This is a genomic window from Achromobacter animicus (assembly GCF_902859585.1).
Classification (GTDB): domain Bacteria; phylum Pseudomonadota; class Gammaproteobacteria; order Burkholderiales; family Burkholderiaceae_B; genus Achromobacter; species Achromobacter animicus.
Genome location: NZ_CADIJM010000002.1, coordinates 818,792 through 835,136 on the forward strand (window position 1 = coordinate 818,792; position 16,345 = coordinate 835,136).

16 protein-coding genes are annotated in these 16,345 nt (G+C 64.4%); 8 read left to right on the plus strand and 8 right to left on the minus strand.

Features of this window, described 5'->3' with window-relative positions:
* Window positions 1-2 precede the first annotated feature (2 nt).
* Window positions 3-875 carry a hypothetical protein gene (locus tag HV681_RS08540; RefSeq protein ID WP_254594923.1) on the minus strand — a complete coding sequence of 291 codons (873 nt, stop codon included), beginning with the start codon at window positions 873-875 and terminating at the stop codon, window positions 3-5.
* Window positions 876-1,059: 184 nt separating this feature from the next.
* Entirely contained in the window at window positions 1,060-1,518 is a 459-nt protein-coding gene (locus tag HV681_RS08545) for a hypothetical protein (protein ID WP_175122654.1), read from the minus strand.
* Window positions 1,519-1,748: 230 nt separating this feature from the next.
* On the opposite strand from HV681_RS08545, the gene HV681_RS08550 reads away from it, so the two are divergent.
* From HV681_RS08550 to HV681_RS08565, 4 genes are all read left to right on the plus strand, one after another.
* The gene (locus HV681_RS08550) at window positions 1,749-2,333 is read left to right on the plus strand and encodes a hypothetical protein (protein WP_175122655.1); all 585 of its coding nucleotides are present in this window, start codon (window positions 1,749-1,751) and stop codon (window positions 2,331-2,333) included.
* A 49-nt stretch (window positions 2,334-2,382) separates the two neighbouring features.
* Window positions 2,383-3,048: an RNA polymerase sigma factor gene (locus tag HV681_RS08555; RefSeq protein ID WP_175122656.1), complete on the plus strand. Its 666-nt coding sequence runs from the start codon at window positions 2,383-2,385 to the stop codon at window positions 3,046-3,048.
* Window positions 3,048-3,776, plus strand: a complete 729-nt coding sequence (locus HV681_RS08560; protein ID WP_254594924.1) for a hypothetical protein — start codon at window positions 3,048-3,050, stop codon at window positions 3,774-3,776. The genes HV681_RS08555 and HV681_RS08560 overlap by 1 nt, the downstream gene beginning before the upstream one ends.
* Window positions 3,777-3,842: 66 nt before the next feature.
* Window positions 3,843-5,495: a caspase family protein gene (locus HV681_RS08565; RefSeq protein ID WP_254594925.1), complete on the plus strand. Its 1,653-nt coding sequence runs from the start codon at window positions 3,843-3,845 to the stop codon at window positions 5,493-5,495.
* A gap of 36 nt (window positions 5,496-5,531) precedes the next feature.
* On the opposite strand, the gene HV681_RS08570 is transcribed toward HV681_RS08565, so the two are convergent.
* Both HV681_RS08570 and HV681_RS08575 read right to left on the minus strand, forming a co-directional pair.
* Window positions 5,532-5,918, minus strand: a complete 387-nt coding sequence (locus HV681_RS08570) for a VOC family protein (protein WP_175122657.1) — start codon at window positions 5,916-5,918, stop codon at window positions 5,532-5,534.
* A 183-nt stretch (window positions 5,919-6,101) separates the two neighbouring features.
* The gene (locus HV681_RS08575) at window positions 6,102-7,898 is read right to left on the minus strand and encodes a methyl-accepting chemotaxis protein (protein ID WP_175122658.1); all 1,797 of its coding nucleotides are present in this window, start codon (window positions 7,896-7,898) and stop codon (window positions 6,102-6,104) included.
* 298 nt (window positions 7,899-8,196) lie between these two features.
* Between HV681_RS08575 and HV681_RS08580 the strand changes: the two genes are divergently transcribed.
* Together HV681_RS08580 and araD are read left to right on the plus strand one after the other, a co-directional pair.
* Window positions 8,197-9,282 (plus strand): mannonate dehydratase, encoded by a 1,086-nt coding sequence (locus HV681_RS08580; protein WP_175122659.1) that lies wholly within the window; start codon window positions 8,197-8,199, stop codon window positions 9,280-9,282.
* 6 nt (window positions 9,283-9,288) lie between these two features.
* Window positions 9,289-11,022 carry an L-arabinonate dehydratase gene (araD, locus tag HV681_RS08585; protein ID WP_175122660.1) on the plus strand — a complete coding sequence of 578 codons (1,734 nt, stop codon included), beginning with the start codon at window positions 9,289-9,291 and terminating at the stop codon, window positions 11,020-11,022.
* Between the two features lie 73 nt (window positions 11,023-11,095).
* On the opposite strand, the gene HV681_RS08590 is transcribed toward araD, so the two are convergent.
* Window positions 11,096-12,082 (minus strand): LacI family DNA-binding transcriptional regulator, encoded by a 987-nt coding sequence (locus tag HV681_RS08590; protein WP_254594926.1) that lies wholly within the window; start codon window positions 12,080-12,082, stop codon window positions 11,096-11,098.
* Window positions 12,083-12,311: 229 nt separating this feature from the next.
* Between HV681_RS08590 and HV681_RS08595 the strand changes: the two genes are divergently transcribed.
* Both HV681_RS08595 and HV681_RS08600 read left to right on the plus strand, forming a co-directional pair.
* Window positions 12,312-13,289, plus strand: coding sequence for a Bug family tripartite tricarboxylate transporter substrate binding protein (locus HV681_RS08595; protein ID WP_175122662.1), 978 nt, complete (start codon window positions 12,312-12,314; stop codon window positions 13,287-13,289).
* A 38-nt stretch (window positions 13,290-13,327) separates the two neighbouring features.
* Window positions 13,328-14,524 carry an L-talarate/galactarate dehydratase gene (locus HV681_RS08600; protein WP_175122663.1) on the plus strand — a complete coding sequence of 399 codons (1,197 nt, stop codon included), beginning with the start codon at window positions 13,328-13,330 and terminating at the stop codon, window positions 14,522-14,524.
* Between the two features lie 137 nt (window positions 14,525-14,661).
* Here HV681_RS08600 and HV681_RS08605 read toward each other — a convergent pair whose 3' ends face one another.
* Genes HV681_RS08605 through HV681_RS08615 form a run of 3 tightly spaced genes read right to left on the minus strand, consistent with a single transcriptional unit; the run spans window position 14,662 to window position 16,253 of the window.
* Window positions 14,662-14,955: a Dabb family protein gene (locus HV681_RS08605; protein ID WP_175122664.1), complete on the minus strand. Its 294-nt coding sequence runs from the start codon at window positions 14,953-14,955 to the stop codon at window positions 14,662-14,664.
* Window positions 14,952-15,419 carry a nuclear transport factor 2 family protein gene (locus HV681_RS08610; protein WP_175122665.1) on the minus strand — a complete coding sequence of 156 codons (468 nt, stop codon included), beginning with the start codon at window positions 15,417-15,419 and terminating at the stop codon, window positions 14,952-14,954. The genes HV681_RS08605 and HV681_RS08610 overlap by 4 nt, the downstream gene beginning before the upstream one ends.
* A 24-nt stretch (window positions 15,420-15,443) precedes the next feature.
* Window positions 15,444-16,253: an RraA family protein gene (locus tag HV681_RS08615; RefSeq protein ID WP_175122666.1), complete on the minus strand. Its 810-nt coding sequence runs from the start codon at window positions 16,251-16,253 to the stop codon at window positions 15,444-15,446.
* Between the last annotated feature and the right edge of the window lie 92 nt (window positions 16,254-16,345).

Below are 16,345 nucleotides of genomic sequence, written 5' to 3' on the forward strand. Positions count from 1 at the left end.
GATCAATCCCTCAGGTCCAGACGGGTCGAGGTGATTTCCTCTTCGGGCAGGTCCAGCTTGGCGGGTGTGCGCGATGCGGCGCCCGAGCGGGGTGTTGCGGGCGCGTCGCCCGTGGACACGCGCTGCGGGGGCGGCGGCACCACGCGGCCCGCGGATGTGTCGCTGCCGGCCGTCTGCGTCTGCACTGCGGCGGGGGCATTGGGTGGCGAACGGCGGCCGCCGCTGGCCGGCTTGGCCGCCTTGCCCGATCGCGCGGCCGGCGCGGCGGGCGGCGGATAGACGCCATGCAGCCGGATCGAATCCATGTACCCGGGCGGATACAGCGACTCGTCGGCAAACGGCTTGGCGCGCGGATTCAAGCCCGCGACGCTCTTGACGTTGCCGCGGCGCATCCGGCCATCCTGCGTGTAGACAAAGCGCTCGATTGCCGAGCCCTTGGGAAAGTCGAAAGTCAGCGCGCTGCGGTCGTCCTGGACCAGCACGACGGGCCGGTCATGGCAGTTGCCCACGTCCCACGACAACACGTCGGACCCCTCGATGGCCAGCACGGTATAGCGGTAATCGCAGTTGCGGCGCTGGGTCTCGATGACGACCACGGTGCGCGGGCCAATGTTTTCGGTCCGGGCGATGCGCGCGGACTCGACATTGTTCAGGGGCACCACGCGCTGGTTGCCTGATAGCTTCACCGAGAAGTTCTTGCCTTCACGGCGCAGGGTGCCCAGTCCGCCGTCCTGCAGCGGGAACTGGCCGATCTCGGTGCCGAACAGGGCGGCGGTGTCCACGCCGAACACGTAGTTGCCCCGCGAATTGGTCTTGACGGCGCAGGCGGACAGGCCAGCCAGCAAGAGGACGCTGGCCGCAAGGCGAAGGATCAACGAACGGGATACGTGCAGGCGCAATGACATCATGGGAAGGCGGAAAACCGGGCGCCACACGGGCGCCTTTTTCGTCAAAGCCCTGCAATGTATCGCAAAGTTACAGCGCAGGACCAGACTTGTTTCAATTGCGCCGGGCGCGTCGCGCCGTGCGTCGTCGCAAACCAGGCGCGGGTTTGGCGCGTCAGTTGGCGGCCTGCTTCAGTTCCATCGACAGTTTCACCAGTTCGTGCACGCCATTGCGAATGGCGGACACGGTGCGGGCCACGGTGGCGCGCAGCAGAGCGATGTCGGGCAGCGTGTCGGGCGCGGCCACGAAGCTTTCCACCGAGGCCGACACGCGCGCCGGGCGATCGGCGTCCTCTTGCGGCAGCGTCAGCTTGATGGCCTTGCACCGGTTGTTCACGACGTTGATGACTTCAAGGAACTGGCCGCGCGTCAGGTTCAGTTCGTCAGCCTGCACGAAGGCGGGGTAGACCAGACGCAGGAATTCCGGGTCCGAATCGCTCAGGCTGAAATACATGATGCCCATGTCGGGATGCTTGAAGACCACATCGCCTTGCTCGTCAAAGCTGGCGACGAGGCCCAGTTCTTCTTGCACCACGGTCTGGTACAGGGTGGACAGCGGGGTGGGGGTGGACATGATTCAACGCTCCGTTGGTGGTAAGTGGGAAAAAAGACGAGCCCATGACCCTTGCTACGCGCCGTCTTGAAAAAGGTTCGAAAAATTTAGCGTCGAAGGATAAACCGAACCCGGCAAATCAATTGGCCGAAAAAAGGGCGAAAAAAAAATCGAACCTTTTGCGCCGCTGCGCGTAGCGATCAGTACCGGCATCCATACCGGCATCCGCCTCACGCAAAAAAGGAAACACCATGCAGGACAAAGCACAAGACGTATTGATGCAGGCAAAAACCCACGCCGCCCGGTGGGCAGCCATTGCGGTTCAGCGCGTCAACCGGGGCGACGCGGCGGGCGCGTTGCTGTTTCTTCTGGGCACCACGCTCTTCGCGGTGGTCTCCGTGCGCATGATGGGATCGGGCGTCAGTCTGAGCTTCTACGACCTCCTGCGCTTGCAGAACGGCGGCAGCGTGCAGGGCGCGATGGCAGGGCAGGGGGCCGGCGCGGGATTCTATGCCGTGTTGTGGCTGCTGGCCGTTGTGGGGCCGTTGCTGCCTTCGCTGCTGGACCAGCGCGCGGCGCGCCTGGGCTACTTTGCGCCGCTGGCGTTGTGGATCATCGCGTTGGCAGGCGTGGTCTCGCAGGTGCAGGAGTTCATGAATGCGACGCGCCAATTGTCGGGTTTCATGGGCAGTTCGCGCGCCGGCCGCAGCCTGGCGGGCGACATGGCGTCCAACCTGTGGAGCGGCCTGTCGTTCGGGTTCGGCTTCTATCTGTCTGTCGCCATCGCGCTGGCCTTCACTGTCCGCGGGGTCGCCGCGCTGCGCCGCCGCGCTTGATTTTCCGCCCCTGCGCAGCTAAGGTGCCGCAGCCCCAAGAACCTGAATCATGAACACGCTCGAATCCAAGCGCTACGTCATCGACAACGTCGACGCGCTGTTGCGCATCATGCACGCCGACCCGCGCTACGCGCTGGCGTTCCGGAACAAAGCCGAGCAGCACATCACGCTGAAACTGCGCAGAAAGTTCTTCAACGCGCCGCCCGAAGGCGTGGTGGACGCGTTCAATAACGCGCTCATGAAGTTTCTGCAGACGCGCAGTTTCAAGGACGAGGTCCTGCTGCACGGCCAGCCCGAGGGCGGATGGACGGCGCATGAACTGGCCGTCAGCAAGCTGGGCGGCTACCTGTACCGCGGATCGCTGCACGAGCTGATCCAGTATCACCGCCGCACGCGGCACGAGGTGCAGTGGGCGGGTCCCGACGACGGCGGGGATCGGGACGACACGGCGTTTGACGACGCCCGGGATGTGGCGGATGACTCGCTCTTTGCCGACCCCGCGCAGGCGTACGAGCACCTGTCGGTCGTCAAGCGAATGCGCGACTGCCTGAACAAACTCAGCGACACGCTGAAAACCACCATGTTCCTGTACCTGGACGACATGCCGATGGAACAGATCGCCCGGCAGCAGGACCTGCACGTGCCCACCGTGAAGAGCCGCCTGCACGCCGCGCGCAAGCTGGTGACGGAATGCACCCGCAAGGGGATGGACTGATGATGGCTGAAGACCGAGTGCTGTCGTATTTGTCCGGCGCGCTGGACGCCGATGCCCGCCGGGCCTTCGAAGCCGATCTCGCGAGGGATCCCGCATTGCGGGAGGAACTGGAGGCGTGGCGCAATCTTGCCGAGGCACGCCAGCTTGCGCATAACGAGATCGGGCAGGGCGAGCGCGATGCGGCTTTCTTGCGTGCGCTGGCGCAGGGCGTGGAGGCGGCGCCTGCGCCCGCGTCTGCCGAATCTGCGTCCGCATCTGCGCCTGCTTCTGCCGAATCTGCGCGTGCGTCATCGTCGGAACCTGCATCTGCGCGCGCGCCGGTGTCTTCGCACGCGCCGGTATCGCGCGGGCGGCGCTTGTGGCAATGGCTGTGGCCTACGCCCGCCAGCCCGTTGATGCCGCTGGGCTGGGCGCTCGCAATCATGCTGTCCGTCGTGGTGATGCAGCAGGCGCCGGTGCAAGGTCCCGCGGTTGTTCTGTCCGACGACGTCCTGACGCGCGGCGGTGCATCTTGCCCGCGGTTGGTGGTCGATCTTCCCGACGCCCTGACGGCGCGGCAGTTGCGCAATACCTTGTCCCAGTACGCGGTGTCCATCGTCGACGGGCCTGATGCGGACGGGCGATACGTCCTGGCCGCTGCGCGTGAGTCGTCGCTGCGCGATGCCGCGACGGCGCTGGGCGCGCTGTCAATCACGGCGGCGCCAGCGGGCGCGTGCCCCAAACGGTGAGGCCCGGCGCAAGCCCGAGATAACGTCCAGTCCCTCCCGAACAAAAGTCAGACCGCGAATGTTTCTATGAAGCCCACCAAAGAACCTGCCCTTTCCAGCATGCCGGACGCGCGGTCGCAACCCCTGATGCGGCGGCGCCTGCTGGCCGCGCTGGTCGGCGCGGGGCTCTGCGGCGGGCACGCTGGCGCCGTGCTCGCGGCGGGTGCGAATGCGCGGGGGCTGAACAACCGGAACATGATGGACGAGGAGCCGGCCCGCTCGGGCGCGCCGGCACCCCAGCCGACCACGCCTGCGCCAGCGCCGGACGACGGGCCTTCCGCAGCTGCGAAGGATTCCAAGGCAGCATCGGATGCCAAGGCGCAAGCTGACCTTCAAGCCGACCTCCAAGCCGACTCCCAAGCCACGCCCGCCAAGCGCCGCTACGCGCTGGTGATCGGCAACGCGCGCTACGCCGTTCCCGCAAACGCGCTGGTCAACCCGGTCAACGACGCCCGCCTCATCGCCGACTCACTGCGCCAGCGCCAGGTCGATGTGACCCTGCTCACGGACCTGACCACGGCGCAGATGGAAGCCGCCGTCGACGATTTCGCCCTTCGGGCCGCCGGCGGGGACCTGGCGCTGATGTACTTCGCCGGACATGCTGTCGCGGTGGACGACGTGAACTATCTGTTCGGCGTGGACCTGCCGCTGCCGCTGGGCGAGGTGCGCATCCGCACGGCCCAGCAAAGCTCGTTGAGCCTCAAGCGCGTGTCGCAAGCGCTGCGGCGTGCCAATGTCCGCGCGCGCCTGATGGTGCTGGACGCCTGCCGCACCAACCTGACGCGCGGCACCCCCGGCGCGGGACTGGTGCATGCCGTTCCCGCGGGCGGTGAACTTATCGCCTTCTCCACACAGCCCGGCGCCACGGCCGAAGACGGCTTTGGCAACGACGGCCCCCGCCACAGCCCCTACGCGTACTACTTCGCGCAAGGGCTGCGCGCGCTGCCCGGTTCCGCGCCGGTGGAGACCTTCTTCAAGCAACTGACCGCCGACGTGCAGGTGGCCACCGCCTACCGGCAGATTCCGCACTACGCCAGCAGCCTGGTCGGCACCGTTACGTTCACCACGCTGGCGGACGGACAGACGCCCGCGACGCCGGGGGCGTCCGGCGGTCAGACGGCGCAGGGCCGAGGCCCGTCCCCCACGCTGGGCCGCGATCTGATCAAAGCCCGCATGAGCGCCTGGGAATACGAAATCGAACGCGGCGCGCAGTATGTGGACGAGCCCCGGCTGGCGTCGTTGCAGGCGCGCGCCAAGGCGGGCGACGTGGTCGCCATGACCACTTTGGGGCTGATCGCCGAAAAGGGCGCGCACGTGCAACAGAACTACCCCGTCGCCGCCCGCTGGTATCAACGCGCCGCGGATCAAGGCTTCGCGCCCGCGCAGACCTATCTGGGCGAGCTGACCGGCATGGGCCGGGGCGTACCCAAGAACTACGCCGTGGCCGAACGCCTGTTTCGCGATGCGGCCGAGGCGGGACATCGGCGCGCGGCGATGGACCTGCTGGACGTGCGCGCGCGCATGGGCGAACCGATCGACCCGCGCGAGTGGGCCAAGGTGCTGCAGGACGCCGCCCTTAATCCGGTCGGTTTTCCGATGCCCGGCATGGCGCCCATTCAGGGCCTGCCGGACAACCCGTGGCTGCGCGCGCTGGGTGTGCGCCCGCCCGGCCAGCCCTGAAGCCGGTGGCGGCGCGCTTATGACGTCGCAGGCGCGTCAGGCAGGACGGTGATACACCGCCTCGACGTTGTAGCCGTCGGGATCCAGGATGAAGGCGCCGTAGTAGTTCGGATGATATTTCGGGCGTAACCCCGGCGCGCCGTTGTCGCGCCCGCCGGCCGCCAGCGCCGCGCGATGAAAGGCGTCGACCTCGTCACGGCTGCGCGCGCGGAACGCCACATGCACGCGCGGCGTGCTGGGCGTGCCCTGGTGAATCCAGAACTCGCCGCCGGGATCGCCCGCGTCGTCGGGCTCGCCAACGCCAAAACCCATGCCCGTCGGGAGCGCCTTGCGCGGCACATACCCCACCGCCGCGAGCGCGCTCAGGTAGAAAGCCCGGCTGCGCGCGAAGTCGCTGACGTGAATCTCGATGTGGTCCAACATACGCTGCTCCTCGAAAAGGCGGCCGCGTGGGCCGGAGAGGTCAGCATAGGTGAGGGGGCGGGGCGGGATGGCTTCGATTTGCAACGTGGGGATACGCGCTCTGGCATTGCGAATTCACGCTGGTGCCTGGTGAACGCGCAGGCGGCTTGCAGCGATCCTGCGCGCGGTGTCACCGCCTACCGATCAGAAACTCTCCCAATCATCATTCGACTGCGCGGGCTTGCTGTCGCCCGGCACGCGCAGCGGCGCTTTCACTTGCGGCGCGGGCTTGGCGTCGGCGCGGCGAGTGTCCGCCGGCTTGCCAGCGGCCGCACGTGAAGATGCCGGCTTGGCCAAGACGCGCTGCGGCTTTGCAGGCTGGCTAACTACAGGCTGCACCTCCCGCACCTGAGCAACCTGCGGCTGCGCTACAAAACGCGGCGCATCATCCTCGGCAAGACGGAACACACTGACCAACTTCACCAGCGTCGCCGCCTGCGAATTCAAGCTATGCGCAGCGGCGGCCGATTCTTCCACCAGGGCGGCGTTCTGCTGCGTCGTCTGGTCGAGCTGGTTGATGGCATCGCCCACTTGCGAGATGCCTTGTCCCTGCTCGTGCGCGGCGGCGCCGATCTCGGCGATCAGGTCGGCAACGCGGCGCACCTGCGTCACGATGTCGTTCATGGTGCTGCCGGCTTCGCCGACCAGGTTCGAGCCGGCTTCAACGTTGCCGACGCTGTCGCTGATCAGCTGCTTGATTTCCTTGGCGGCGCTGGCGCTGCGTTGGGCCAGGGCGCGCACTTCGCTCGCCACGACCGCAAAGCCGCGGCCTTGTTCGCCCGCGCGGGCCGCTTCAACGGCGGCGTTCAGCGCGAGGATGTTGGTCTGGAATGCAATGGAGTCGATGACGGCGATGATGTCGACGATCTTGCGCGAGCTGGCGGAGATGGCGTCCATGGTGCTGACCACGTTGCCGACCACTTCGCCGCCGCGCGCAGCGGCTTCGCTGGCCGAGCCGGCCAAACTGCTGGCCATTTGCACGGATTCCAGGTTCTGCTTCACCGCGGCATTCATCTCTTCCATCGAGGCCGCGGTCTCTTCGACGTTGGCGGCCTGTTCCTCGGTGCGCTGGCTGAGGTCGGCGTTGCCGGACGAGATCTGCGTGGCGCCCGTGGCGATGGATTCGCTGGACTGGCGCACCTGGCTCACCAGTTGCGCCAGGTTGGCGCGCATGGCGTCCATGTTGGCCAGCACGCTAGTCTGGTCGCCTTCGCGGCGTTGCACGCGCACGGCCAGGTTGCCCTTGGCGACTTCCTGGGCGATCTGCGCGGCGTAGGCCGGCTCGCCGCCCAGACGGCGCATGACTGAGCGCACCAGACCCAGACCCAGGATGCTGCCGATCAACGCGCACAGCACGATCAGCGCGGTCAGCGTCCAGAACGTGCGTTCGACTGCGGCGGCGGCGTCTTCGGTGTCGAGGCGGGCCAGTTCTTCCTGGCGCTTGGCGGCTTCCATCAGGATGTTGCGCGCGGCGACATGCAGCGCGGCCGAGTCCTTGTGCAGGACGGTCATCGCGGTCGGATCGTTGCGGTCGGCAAGGCCCTTCACGTCGTTGACGGCCGCCTTGTAACGGGTCCAGGTGTCGGCCAGCTTGCCGCCGAGGTCGCGCAGGGCGGGGTCCTGCTCCTGCTGCAGACGGTCACGCGCCTGCAACACGGATTTTTCGGATTCTTCGTTCAGGCGCAGTTCGTTCTGGCGGCCTTGCGGATCGGTGTTCCAGATGTAGACATACATGCGCCGGAAATGCGTGGCGCCTTGGCGGGCGGCGTCGACGACGACGCGCAGCGGCATGACGGTTTCCGTGTACATGGCGCGCTGCTTCTGGCTGATGCTCCAGAGCTGCTGCATGGCGATGGCGCCAACGGCCACCAGCATCACGATGAAGAACAGCACCAGTGCGGTGAGGCTGCTCCGAAGAGAGAGATTTCTGAGTTTGGACATGATGGGCACGCGACGGGGGCGCGGAATGCGCCCTCTACCCGGGCACTACAGCACATCATGTTGCGGCGCAATACGGGGAATTGCAGGGGAAAAACGCGAGTTGAGCGCTGTCTGCGGGTTGCTGTTCCGATATGCGGGAATTGAGCGCATCGCGATGCTCCTGCCGGTTCCACTATCTGAGATTTCTACGGGAGCCGGACGGTTTTGGTCTGTTCCAGCGCCTTGCCTGCGCCGTGCCGGACAACCCAGAATGGACACGTGTTCACCCGTTCAAGCATCGACCGACCTTGGAGTCCTCATGTACATCAGCGAGCAACTGCTCAACCCGGACGAACGCCGGCTGCGCCTGTCAACGCAACTGGGGGTGCAAAGCGTCGTTCTCGATAACCGCGGCACGGAGCTGGTCTCGGCGGAAAATGGCGTCGGCGCTTGGGATGCTGTGAAGCTGGGCGAGTATCGGAAATGGGTCGAAGGATTCGGACTGAAGCTGGATGTCTTTGCGTTGGATGTCGGCTCCATTCTTCTTGATTCCCTGGTCGACCTGGACAGCGCGCGGCGTCAACGGAATACGTTGGCCGACAACATCCAGAAGGCCGCAGATGCGGGCATCAGCTGCCTCAAGTACAACGTGCAAATGGTAGGCATAACGCGCACCGGGTTGAAGCCCGGGCGCGGCGGCGCAATGAATTCAGGCTTCACGTACGCGGAATACTCGTCTGAAGACGATTGCAAGCACTCGTACTGGGGGGTGGGCTATCCAGGACACCAGGAAGAGGGCGGATCTGCGTCGGTGATGTTGTGCGGCCAAAAGATGGCGCGTGACGTTCCTCCTGTGACCGAGCAAGCGGGTTGGGATGCCATCGAGTTCCTTGTCGAAGGATTGGTGCAAGCTGCCGACAAGGCCGGTGTCAGGCTGGCATGCCATCCGCACGATCCGGCATATCCGATTGGCGGGCTCAACGGAATCGAGCATGTAGTGGGTTCGGTTGACGGGCTGCGGCGGTTTCTGGCGTTGTCTTCAAGCCGGAACCACGGGCTCAACTTCTGCCAGGGGACGGTCGCAGAGATGTTTGCGCGGCCGGCTGAGCACATGATCTCCGTCATTGAGGAGTTCGCGGCGACCGGGCGGATCTTCATGGTGCATTTCAGGAACATCCGCGGCGGTTATCTCGATTTTCAGGAAGTATTTCCGGACGAGGGCGACGTGGATATGCTCGAGGCCATCAGGGCGTATCAGCGGGGCGGGTATTCGGGACCGCTATGCCCGGATCATGTGCCGGTTTCCGAGATCGACGAAGGGCGCGAGCGCTTCATGGCGTTCGCGCTTGGCTATACGCGTGGGCTATTGCAGGCGGCCGGCGTGTGGTCGGCGCCGGGGCGTTGAACGGCGATGACGGACACGATCAAGCTGCGTAGCCAGCGGTGGCTGGCGAACGACGATTTCCGGACCGCGAATCACCGCAGCCGGTTCATGCAGATGGGCTTCGAGCGAAAAGATTGGGAAGGCAAGCCTGTCGTGGCCATCATCAACAGTTGGTCGGAGTTCAATCCCTGCCATTCGCATTTCCGCCAGCGGGTCGAGGACGTCAGGCGCGGGATCTTGCAGGAAGGAGGTTTTGCGCTGGAGATGCCCTCGATGTCGCTGAACGACGCGCTCGTCAAGCCGTCGGCGCTGCTCTATCGCAACATGATGGCGATGGAGATCGAGGAAATGATCCGCTGCTATCCGATTGACGCCGTGGTGCTGATGGGCGGGTGCGACAAGACCACGCCAGCGATGCTGCTTGGCGCGATCAGCGCAGGCGTTCCCGCGATCTTCCTGCCGGCCGGACCGATGCAACGCGGCCATTTCGGCGGCAGGACACTGGGATCGGGGTCTGATGCCTTCAAGTTCTGGGACGAACACCGCGCCGGCCGAATTTCCGATGCGCAGTGGGAAGGAATAATTGGCGGCATTGCGCGTGGCCCCGGGACGTGCATGACGATGGGCACTGCAAGCACCATGACCGCAATCGTCGAAGCGTTGGGGATGTCGTTGCCAGGCGCCTCCAGCATCCCGGCGGTGGACGCGGCGCACCAACGCCTGGCGGCGCAGACGGGACGACGCATCGTGGGAATGGTGCTTGAGAACCTGCGTCCGGCCAGGATCCTCACCCGCTGCGCATTTTTGAACGCCATCACGGTCGCGATGGCGATGGGATGTTCGACCAACGCCATCATCCACATCATCGCCCTCGCGCGTCGCGCGGGACACGCGGACGTGGGCCTGGAAGACTTCGATCGAGCAAGCCGTCGCGTGCCCGTGGTCGCCAACATTCGGCCCAATGGTGATAGTGGGTATCTGATGGAGGACTTCTTTTTGGCGGGCGGCTTGCCTGCGTTGATGTCGCGTCTGGGGGCGCTGCTGCATCTGGACGAAATCTGCGTGACCGGGGAAAGCCTTCGTGTCCACGTGTCGCCGGCGCAGGTGTTGAACGAGGATGTCATTCGTCCGCTGGCGCGACCGGTATATGGGGAGGGGGCGTTGGCGGTGCTTCGGGGCAATCTTGCGCCCGATGGATGTGTCATCAAGCCCAGTGCGATGAGTCCGAAGTTCATGAATCACCGAGGTCCCGCGCTGGTGTTTGACGACTATCCAAGCCTGAAGCGCATGCTGGACGATCCGGATGCGGAGGTGACGGAGGACCACGTGATCCTGCTGCGCAATGCTGGTCCCAAGGGCGGCCCCGGCATGCCGGAGTGGGGAATGATCCCCCTGCCTTTGAAACTGATCAGGCAGGGCGTGCGCGACATGCTGCGCGTCAGCGACGCACGCATGAGCGGAACCAGTTATGGCGCTTGCGTCCTGCACGTCGCACCCGAGGCTTGGGTCGGCGGCCCGTTGGCCTTGGTGCAAACTGGCGACCTCATCGTGGTTGACGTGCCGGCGCGACGCATACGGCTGGATGTCGAGGACGCCGAGCTGGACCGCAGGCGGGCTGCGTGGGTTGCGCCACCCGCTCGCTTCGGCAGAGGCTATGGCCGGATGTTTGCCGAGCACATCTTGCAGGCTGACCAAGGCTGCGACATGGACTTTCTATTGACGCAGACTGGGGCGTCCGCAGGCGAACCAGACATTTTCTGAATTCCGTTTCATCAGTTCCAAAGTCTGAGACGAAACGGCCCGTTGGCGAAGGCGGGTTATGGCGGGGCTGCCGTCACGTGCTTTTCCTCTCGATGATCTCGAACCCGAGATCCACGCTTTTCGCGTCGATTGTGGCGTTGCCCAGGCGAGCCAGCAACATCCTTCCGGCCTGTTCGCCCATCTCGGCGCGCCGGATGCGAACGGTGGACAGGGAAGGAAACGCTGCACGGGAGATGGGCAGGTCGCCAAAGCCCATGATGGCCAGGCGGCCTGGAACGCTCATCGCCTTTTGCGCGCACGCGAACAACACGCCTGCCGCCAGCAGGTCGTTATTGCAGAACACCGCCGAGATGTCGGAGCGGCGTGCCAACATGCGGTCCAGGCAAGGCCCGGCCGCGTCGATCTGAACCGGCGGGGGGACAAACTCGGCTTCGACATCGGACAGGCCGGCAGCCCGTGCTTCTGCCTGAAAGCCTCGAAGCCGTTGCCGAGCGCGCGTTTCGTCGGCGCCAAGAAAGGCTAGCGTCCGATGGCCTCGGGAGATGAGGTGACGTGCTGCAGCGCGGCCTGCCTCCACATTCGAGAAACCGACTGCCATGTCGATGAGGGTGGATGGACCGGCGCCGGGCAGTCCCCAGGTTTGCACGACCGGAATCCTTGCGCGCTGCAATTTCAGTCGTAAGGCCTTGGGTTGAGAAAGGCCGGTCAGCACCAGACCGTCCACGCGGCGGCCCAGAAAGGTGTCCACCAGTGCCGCCTCAACGTCCTTGCTGTAGCCGCTTTGGCCCAACAACAACTGATACCCATCCTTGGATAGCGTCTGCGCCAAGGCGTCCACCGTCTCGGCGAAAACCAGGTTGGAAATCGTCGGCACGATGGCGGCGATGATGCGGGACCGATTGGATGCCAGACCGCCAGCCATCAGGTTGGGCACATAGCCCAAATGGTCGATGGCGCTGCGCACGGTGGCCAGCGTGTCGGGCGACACCTTGTCGGGTGTGTTCAACGCCCGCGAAACCGTGACCAGGGAGACGCCCGCCTGCCGGGCGACGTCGCTCATTCGTGCATTTCCGGGCGCCTGCGGGACTTGATGGGACTTTGAAACGGTGGACATGATTCAACGGCGGAAAGAGAAACGCGCGGAAATTCCAAAGTGTGGGACGCACGAGCAAATGGAAATGGGGGGTGGATTGCCAATTCCCGGAAGGCGTTCAAAATGAAAGCGCTTCCATGATTCTATACAGAACAAATCCATAAATGGCGGCTACGACCGCATAGGAGACAACCAAATGAGCCGTAGATCCCTGCTTGTTGCCTTGGGCTTGGTGGCCAGCCTGGCCGCCCTGCCTGCCGTGGTCCAGGCGCAATCCGACTATCCGTCGCGTCCCGTCAAGATCGTTGTTCCGTTTCCCGCTGGCGGCACCAGCGACCTGATGGGCCGCCTGATCGCCGATGTGCTGGGACGCGAACTGAAGCAGCCGTTCGTGGTCGAGAACAAGGGAGGCGCTGGTGGCGCCATCGGCACTGAGCAGGTGGCGAGGGCGCAGCCCGACGGCTATACGTTGCTGCTATCGGGAATTGGCAGCAACGCCATTATCCACGGCTTCATGCCCAAGCCGCCGTACGACTCGAACACTGATTTTGTCCACATCTCGCAGTTGGCCGCCGGGCCGAACGTGCTGGTCGTCAACCCCACTTTTCCCGCGAAGACCCTGCAGGAGTTTGTCGCCTGGGTCAAGGCGAACCCCGGAAAGTTCGACTATGGCCAGGTCAACGCCTCGTCGGGCCACGTGACCACCGAATACATGAAGCAGGTGGCGGGACTGGACATGGTGGGCATCCCCTACAAGGGTGGCGCTCCCGCGTTGAACGATGTCCTGGCGGGCCAGATCCCCGGGATGTTCACCAACCAGGATGCGGTGCTGCCGCACGTTCAAGCGGGCAAGTTGCGAGCCTTGGCGGTGACCAGCCTTGAACGCAATCCGCTCTATCCGGACGTGCCTACCGTCGCCGAGTCCGGATATCCAGGGTTCAGCGCGGTGTCATGGACGGGACTGTCCGCGCCCAAGGGAACGCCCGCTGCCGTCGTCGCAAAGCTCGAGGCCGCGATGGTCAAGGGCTTCTCGGACCCCGCCGCACGTGCCAAGTTGGAAGCAAGCGGTTTCGTGGTGGTCGCGTCGCGGTCCGCCGATTACACCCGCTTCGTCAAGGATGAAATTGCTCGTTGGGAACAGGTGGTTCAGAAAGCTGGCATCAAGCTCAACTGAATAGCCTTTTTTGTTGATATCTATCCGGAATTGTTCAAATGAAAGCTGTCCAATCAAACATTGTTTCTTACGCCAAGACCGACGCAAACGCGCGTACTGCGGCTGAAAGCGGCGATCGCATCGAATGGGTAAAGGTGTCGCTGGTGTTCTTGCCGCTTGCCACGCCAGTGAGCGATGCCAAGGTGTTGACCGGCAGGCAGAAGCCGTTGACCGAGATCGCCTTCATCTTTGCCGAGATCCGGACCCGCGACGGACATGAAGGCATCGGCTTTGGGTACTCCAAGCGCGCTGGCGGTCCGGGCATGTACGCACACGCCAAGGAAATCGCTCCGAATCTGCTGGGCGAAGACCCCAGCGACATCTCCAAGCTATTCACCAAGCTGCTTTGGGCCGGCGCTTCGATGGGCCGCAGCGGTCTGACGACACAGGCGATCGCGCCCTTCGACATTGCCCTGTGGGACCTGAAAGCCAAGCGCGCAGGGCTGCCGCTTGCGAAGCTGCTGGGCGCGCACCGCGACTCCGTGCAGTGCTACAACACGTCGGGCGGATATCTGCACACGCCGCTGGATCAGGTGCTGAAGAACGTCCAGATATCCCGTGAGAGCGGCATCGGCGGCATCAAGCTCAAGGTCGGTCAGCCCGACCTGGCGATCGATGTCCAGCGCGTGGGCGAGGTGCGCAAGCTGTTGGGCGGCGACTTCCCCCTGATGGTGGACGCCAATCAGCAGTGGGATCGGCAGAAGGCAACGCGCGCCTGCCGTGCCTTTGAAGATTTCGATCTCACCTGGATCGAAGAGCCTTTGGACGCCTACGATTTTGAAGGCCATGCGCAATTGGCTGAGCGCTTTGATACCGCCATTGCGACGGGAGAAATGCTGACCAGCGCGGGCGAGCATGCGCAGTTGATCATGGCTGAAGGCAGTGACTTCATTCAACCGGACGCGCCGCGTGTGGGCGGAATTACTCCGTTCCTGGAGATCATGGCGCTGGGCGCATTCAAGGGCCGCAAGCTCGCACCCCACTTCGCAATGGAAATTCACCTGCACCTGGCGGCCGCGTATCCGATCGAGCCATGGCTCGAACACTTCGAGTGGCTCGGGCCGATGTTCAACGAGCAGATGCACTTGCGGGATGGCCGTATGTATGTGTCGGATCGGCCCGGGCTGGGTTTCTCGCTGAGCGAGCAGGCCATTGCGTGGCGCGCTGACTCTGAAGAGTTCGGCAAGCGTCCCTGAAGGGGATGAGGGCGAGGCGGCGTTGGCCGCCGCCGCTTTTTTGTCGGCAGGCTGACAAGAACCGTTCAGAAAGGAAACGCGCCAGCCGAAAGGCCGGCGCGTTATCCTGCGGAACTTGTCTGAGGGCTGTATTCGGCCTACACCGTGTAATCGACCGCGGCCCAGTCGAAGTAAGGTTTCAAGTCGGCCACCAGCGCAACGTGCAGCGGGTGGAACAGGTAGGCATCGAGCTCGGCCGCATTGTCGACTTCGGACTCCAGAACGTAATCCCAACTGATGGGGCGCGTCAGCTCGTTGGCGGCGACACGCCAGAATCGGATTGCCGGAATCTGGGCGCCCAGGTCGCGCATGCGCGCGGCTAGTCTGGTTTCAAGGCCGGCGTCGCGATCAACGCCGGGACGCCTGCGAAAGAGGACGATGTGCCGGATCATGCGCCTGCCTTCGTTGCGCTTTCCAGGTGATATCGCCGGCCGGCGTAGTCGAAGTCAACCAGTTCATTGATGCGCACGGATGGATCGGCGGGCGAGGCGTAGTACGCGCGGATCTCGGCGATCTTTCCCGTCGTTGGATCGAAGTCGTACCATTCCGCGCCGCGCAGGGCGGTGCCGCTCTTGTTCTTCCAGTGCGTCCATTCGATCATGGCCTCGGGCGAGTCGTGGCTGACGATGATGCGTTCGATGGTCCACTGCGAACCCAGCGTCTCGACGCACCACACCCACTTCTTTGCGATGGTATCGGCGGAGCGCCAGGGAACTTCCGGCAGGCCCGCCGGGAAGTAGTGGACGGCATCGGGCGTGAAGCAATCGACCAGCGCGTCATAGTCGCCGGCATTGCAGGCGTCGAAGTACCGGCGGATCAACGCGGCGTAATCGTCGGGGGTGAAGGTGGCGTTCATGGATGCTCCTGAATACAGTTGGAATCAACGGCTGCCCGCGGGTTTGGCGGCCGGAATCGCGGGGCGGCCGTCGGCGACCCATTGCTTGAACTGCGCGCGCGTGGCGTCGCCGGGCGGGTAAAGGCCCCACAGCGGCTCCCCGGCTTGCACGCGCAGCGCAAGATAAGCTTCGATGTCGTCACGCTTTTCACATAGGTCGGCCATCTCTTCGGCCATGTGGGCGGGGATGACGGTGATGTTGTCGCCGTCGCCGTGGATCACGTCGCCAGGGTAGACCGCCACGCCGGCACAACCGATCGGCACCTGCAGGTCCGCGACGTGGTGATAGCTCAGCCGAGTGGTTGCGGTGACGCCAGTGCTCCAGATCGGAAAATCCATCTGGCTCAATTCCGTGCCGTCGCGGAATGTACCGTCCGTGATGACGCCTCGCGCGCCACGCATCATCATGCGCGTGATCAGCATGTTGCCCATGGACGCGGCGCGGCCATCCTTGTTGCTGTCAATGACCAGCACGTGGCCCGGCTCGATCTGCTCGACGCCGACCCATTGCAGGTTGTCCGCGGAGGGCGACGTCGTCAGGTTGCCGTAGACGTCCACATCCTCGCGCGCGGGGATGAAGCGCATGGTGTAGGCCCGGCCGGCAAAGGGCTTGATCTTCTTGTTCAGCGGTTTGAGTCCATGCAGGACGGGCTGGCGCAGACCCTTGATATAGAGCTGGGTCGTCAGCGAGCCGCTGGTCGCGCGGGCCAGACGATCCAGGACAGAGTCGGGGACGTAAGGCGCCGGTTCGCGCTGCGGAATTTCGGCGAGGGGAGGGGGATTGGAGACGCTCATGATGGCTGGCTGTCAGTGTGAAGTGGGCGGGAAAGCTGCGGTTTGTCCCAAATGGTGAGACGTGCCGGGATGATTATTTACGCCACCGCGGC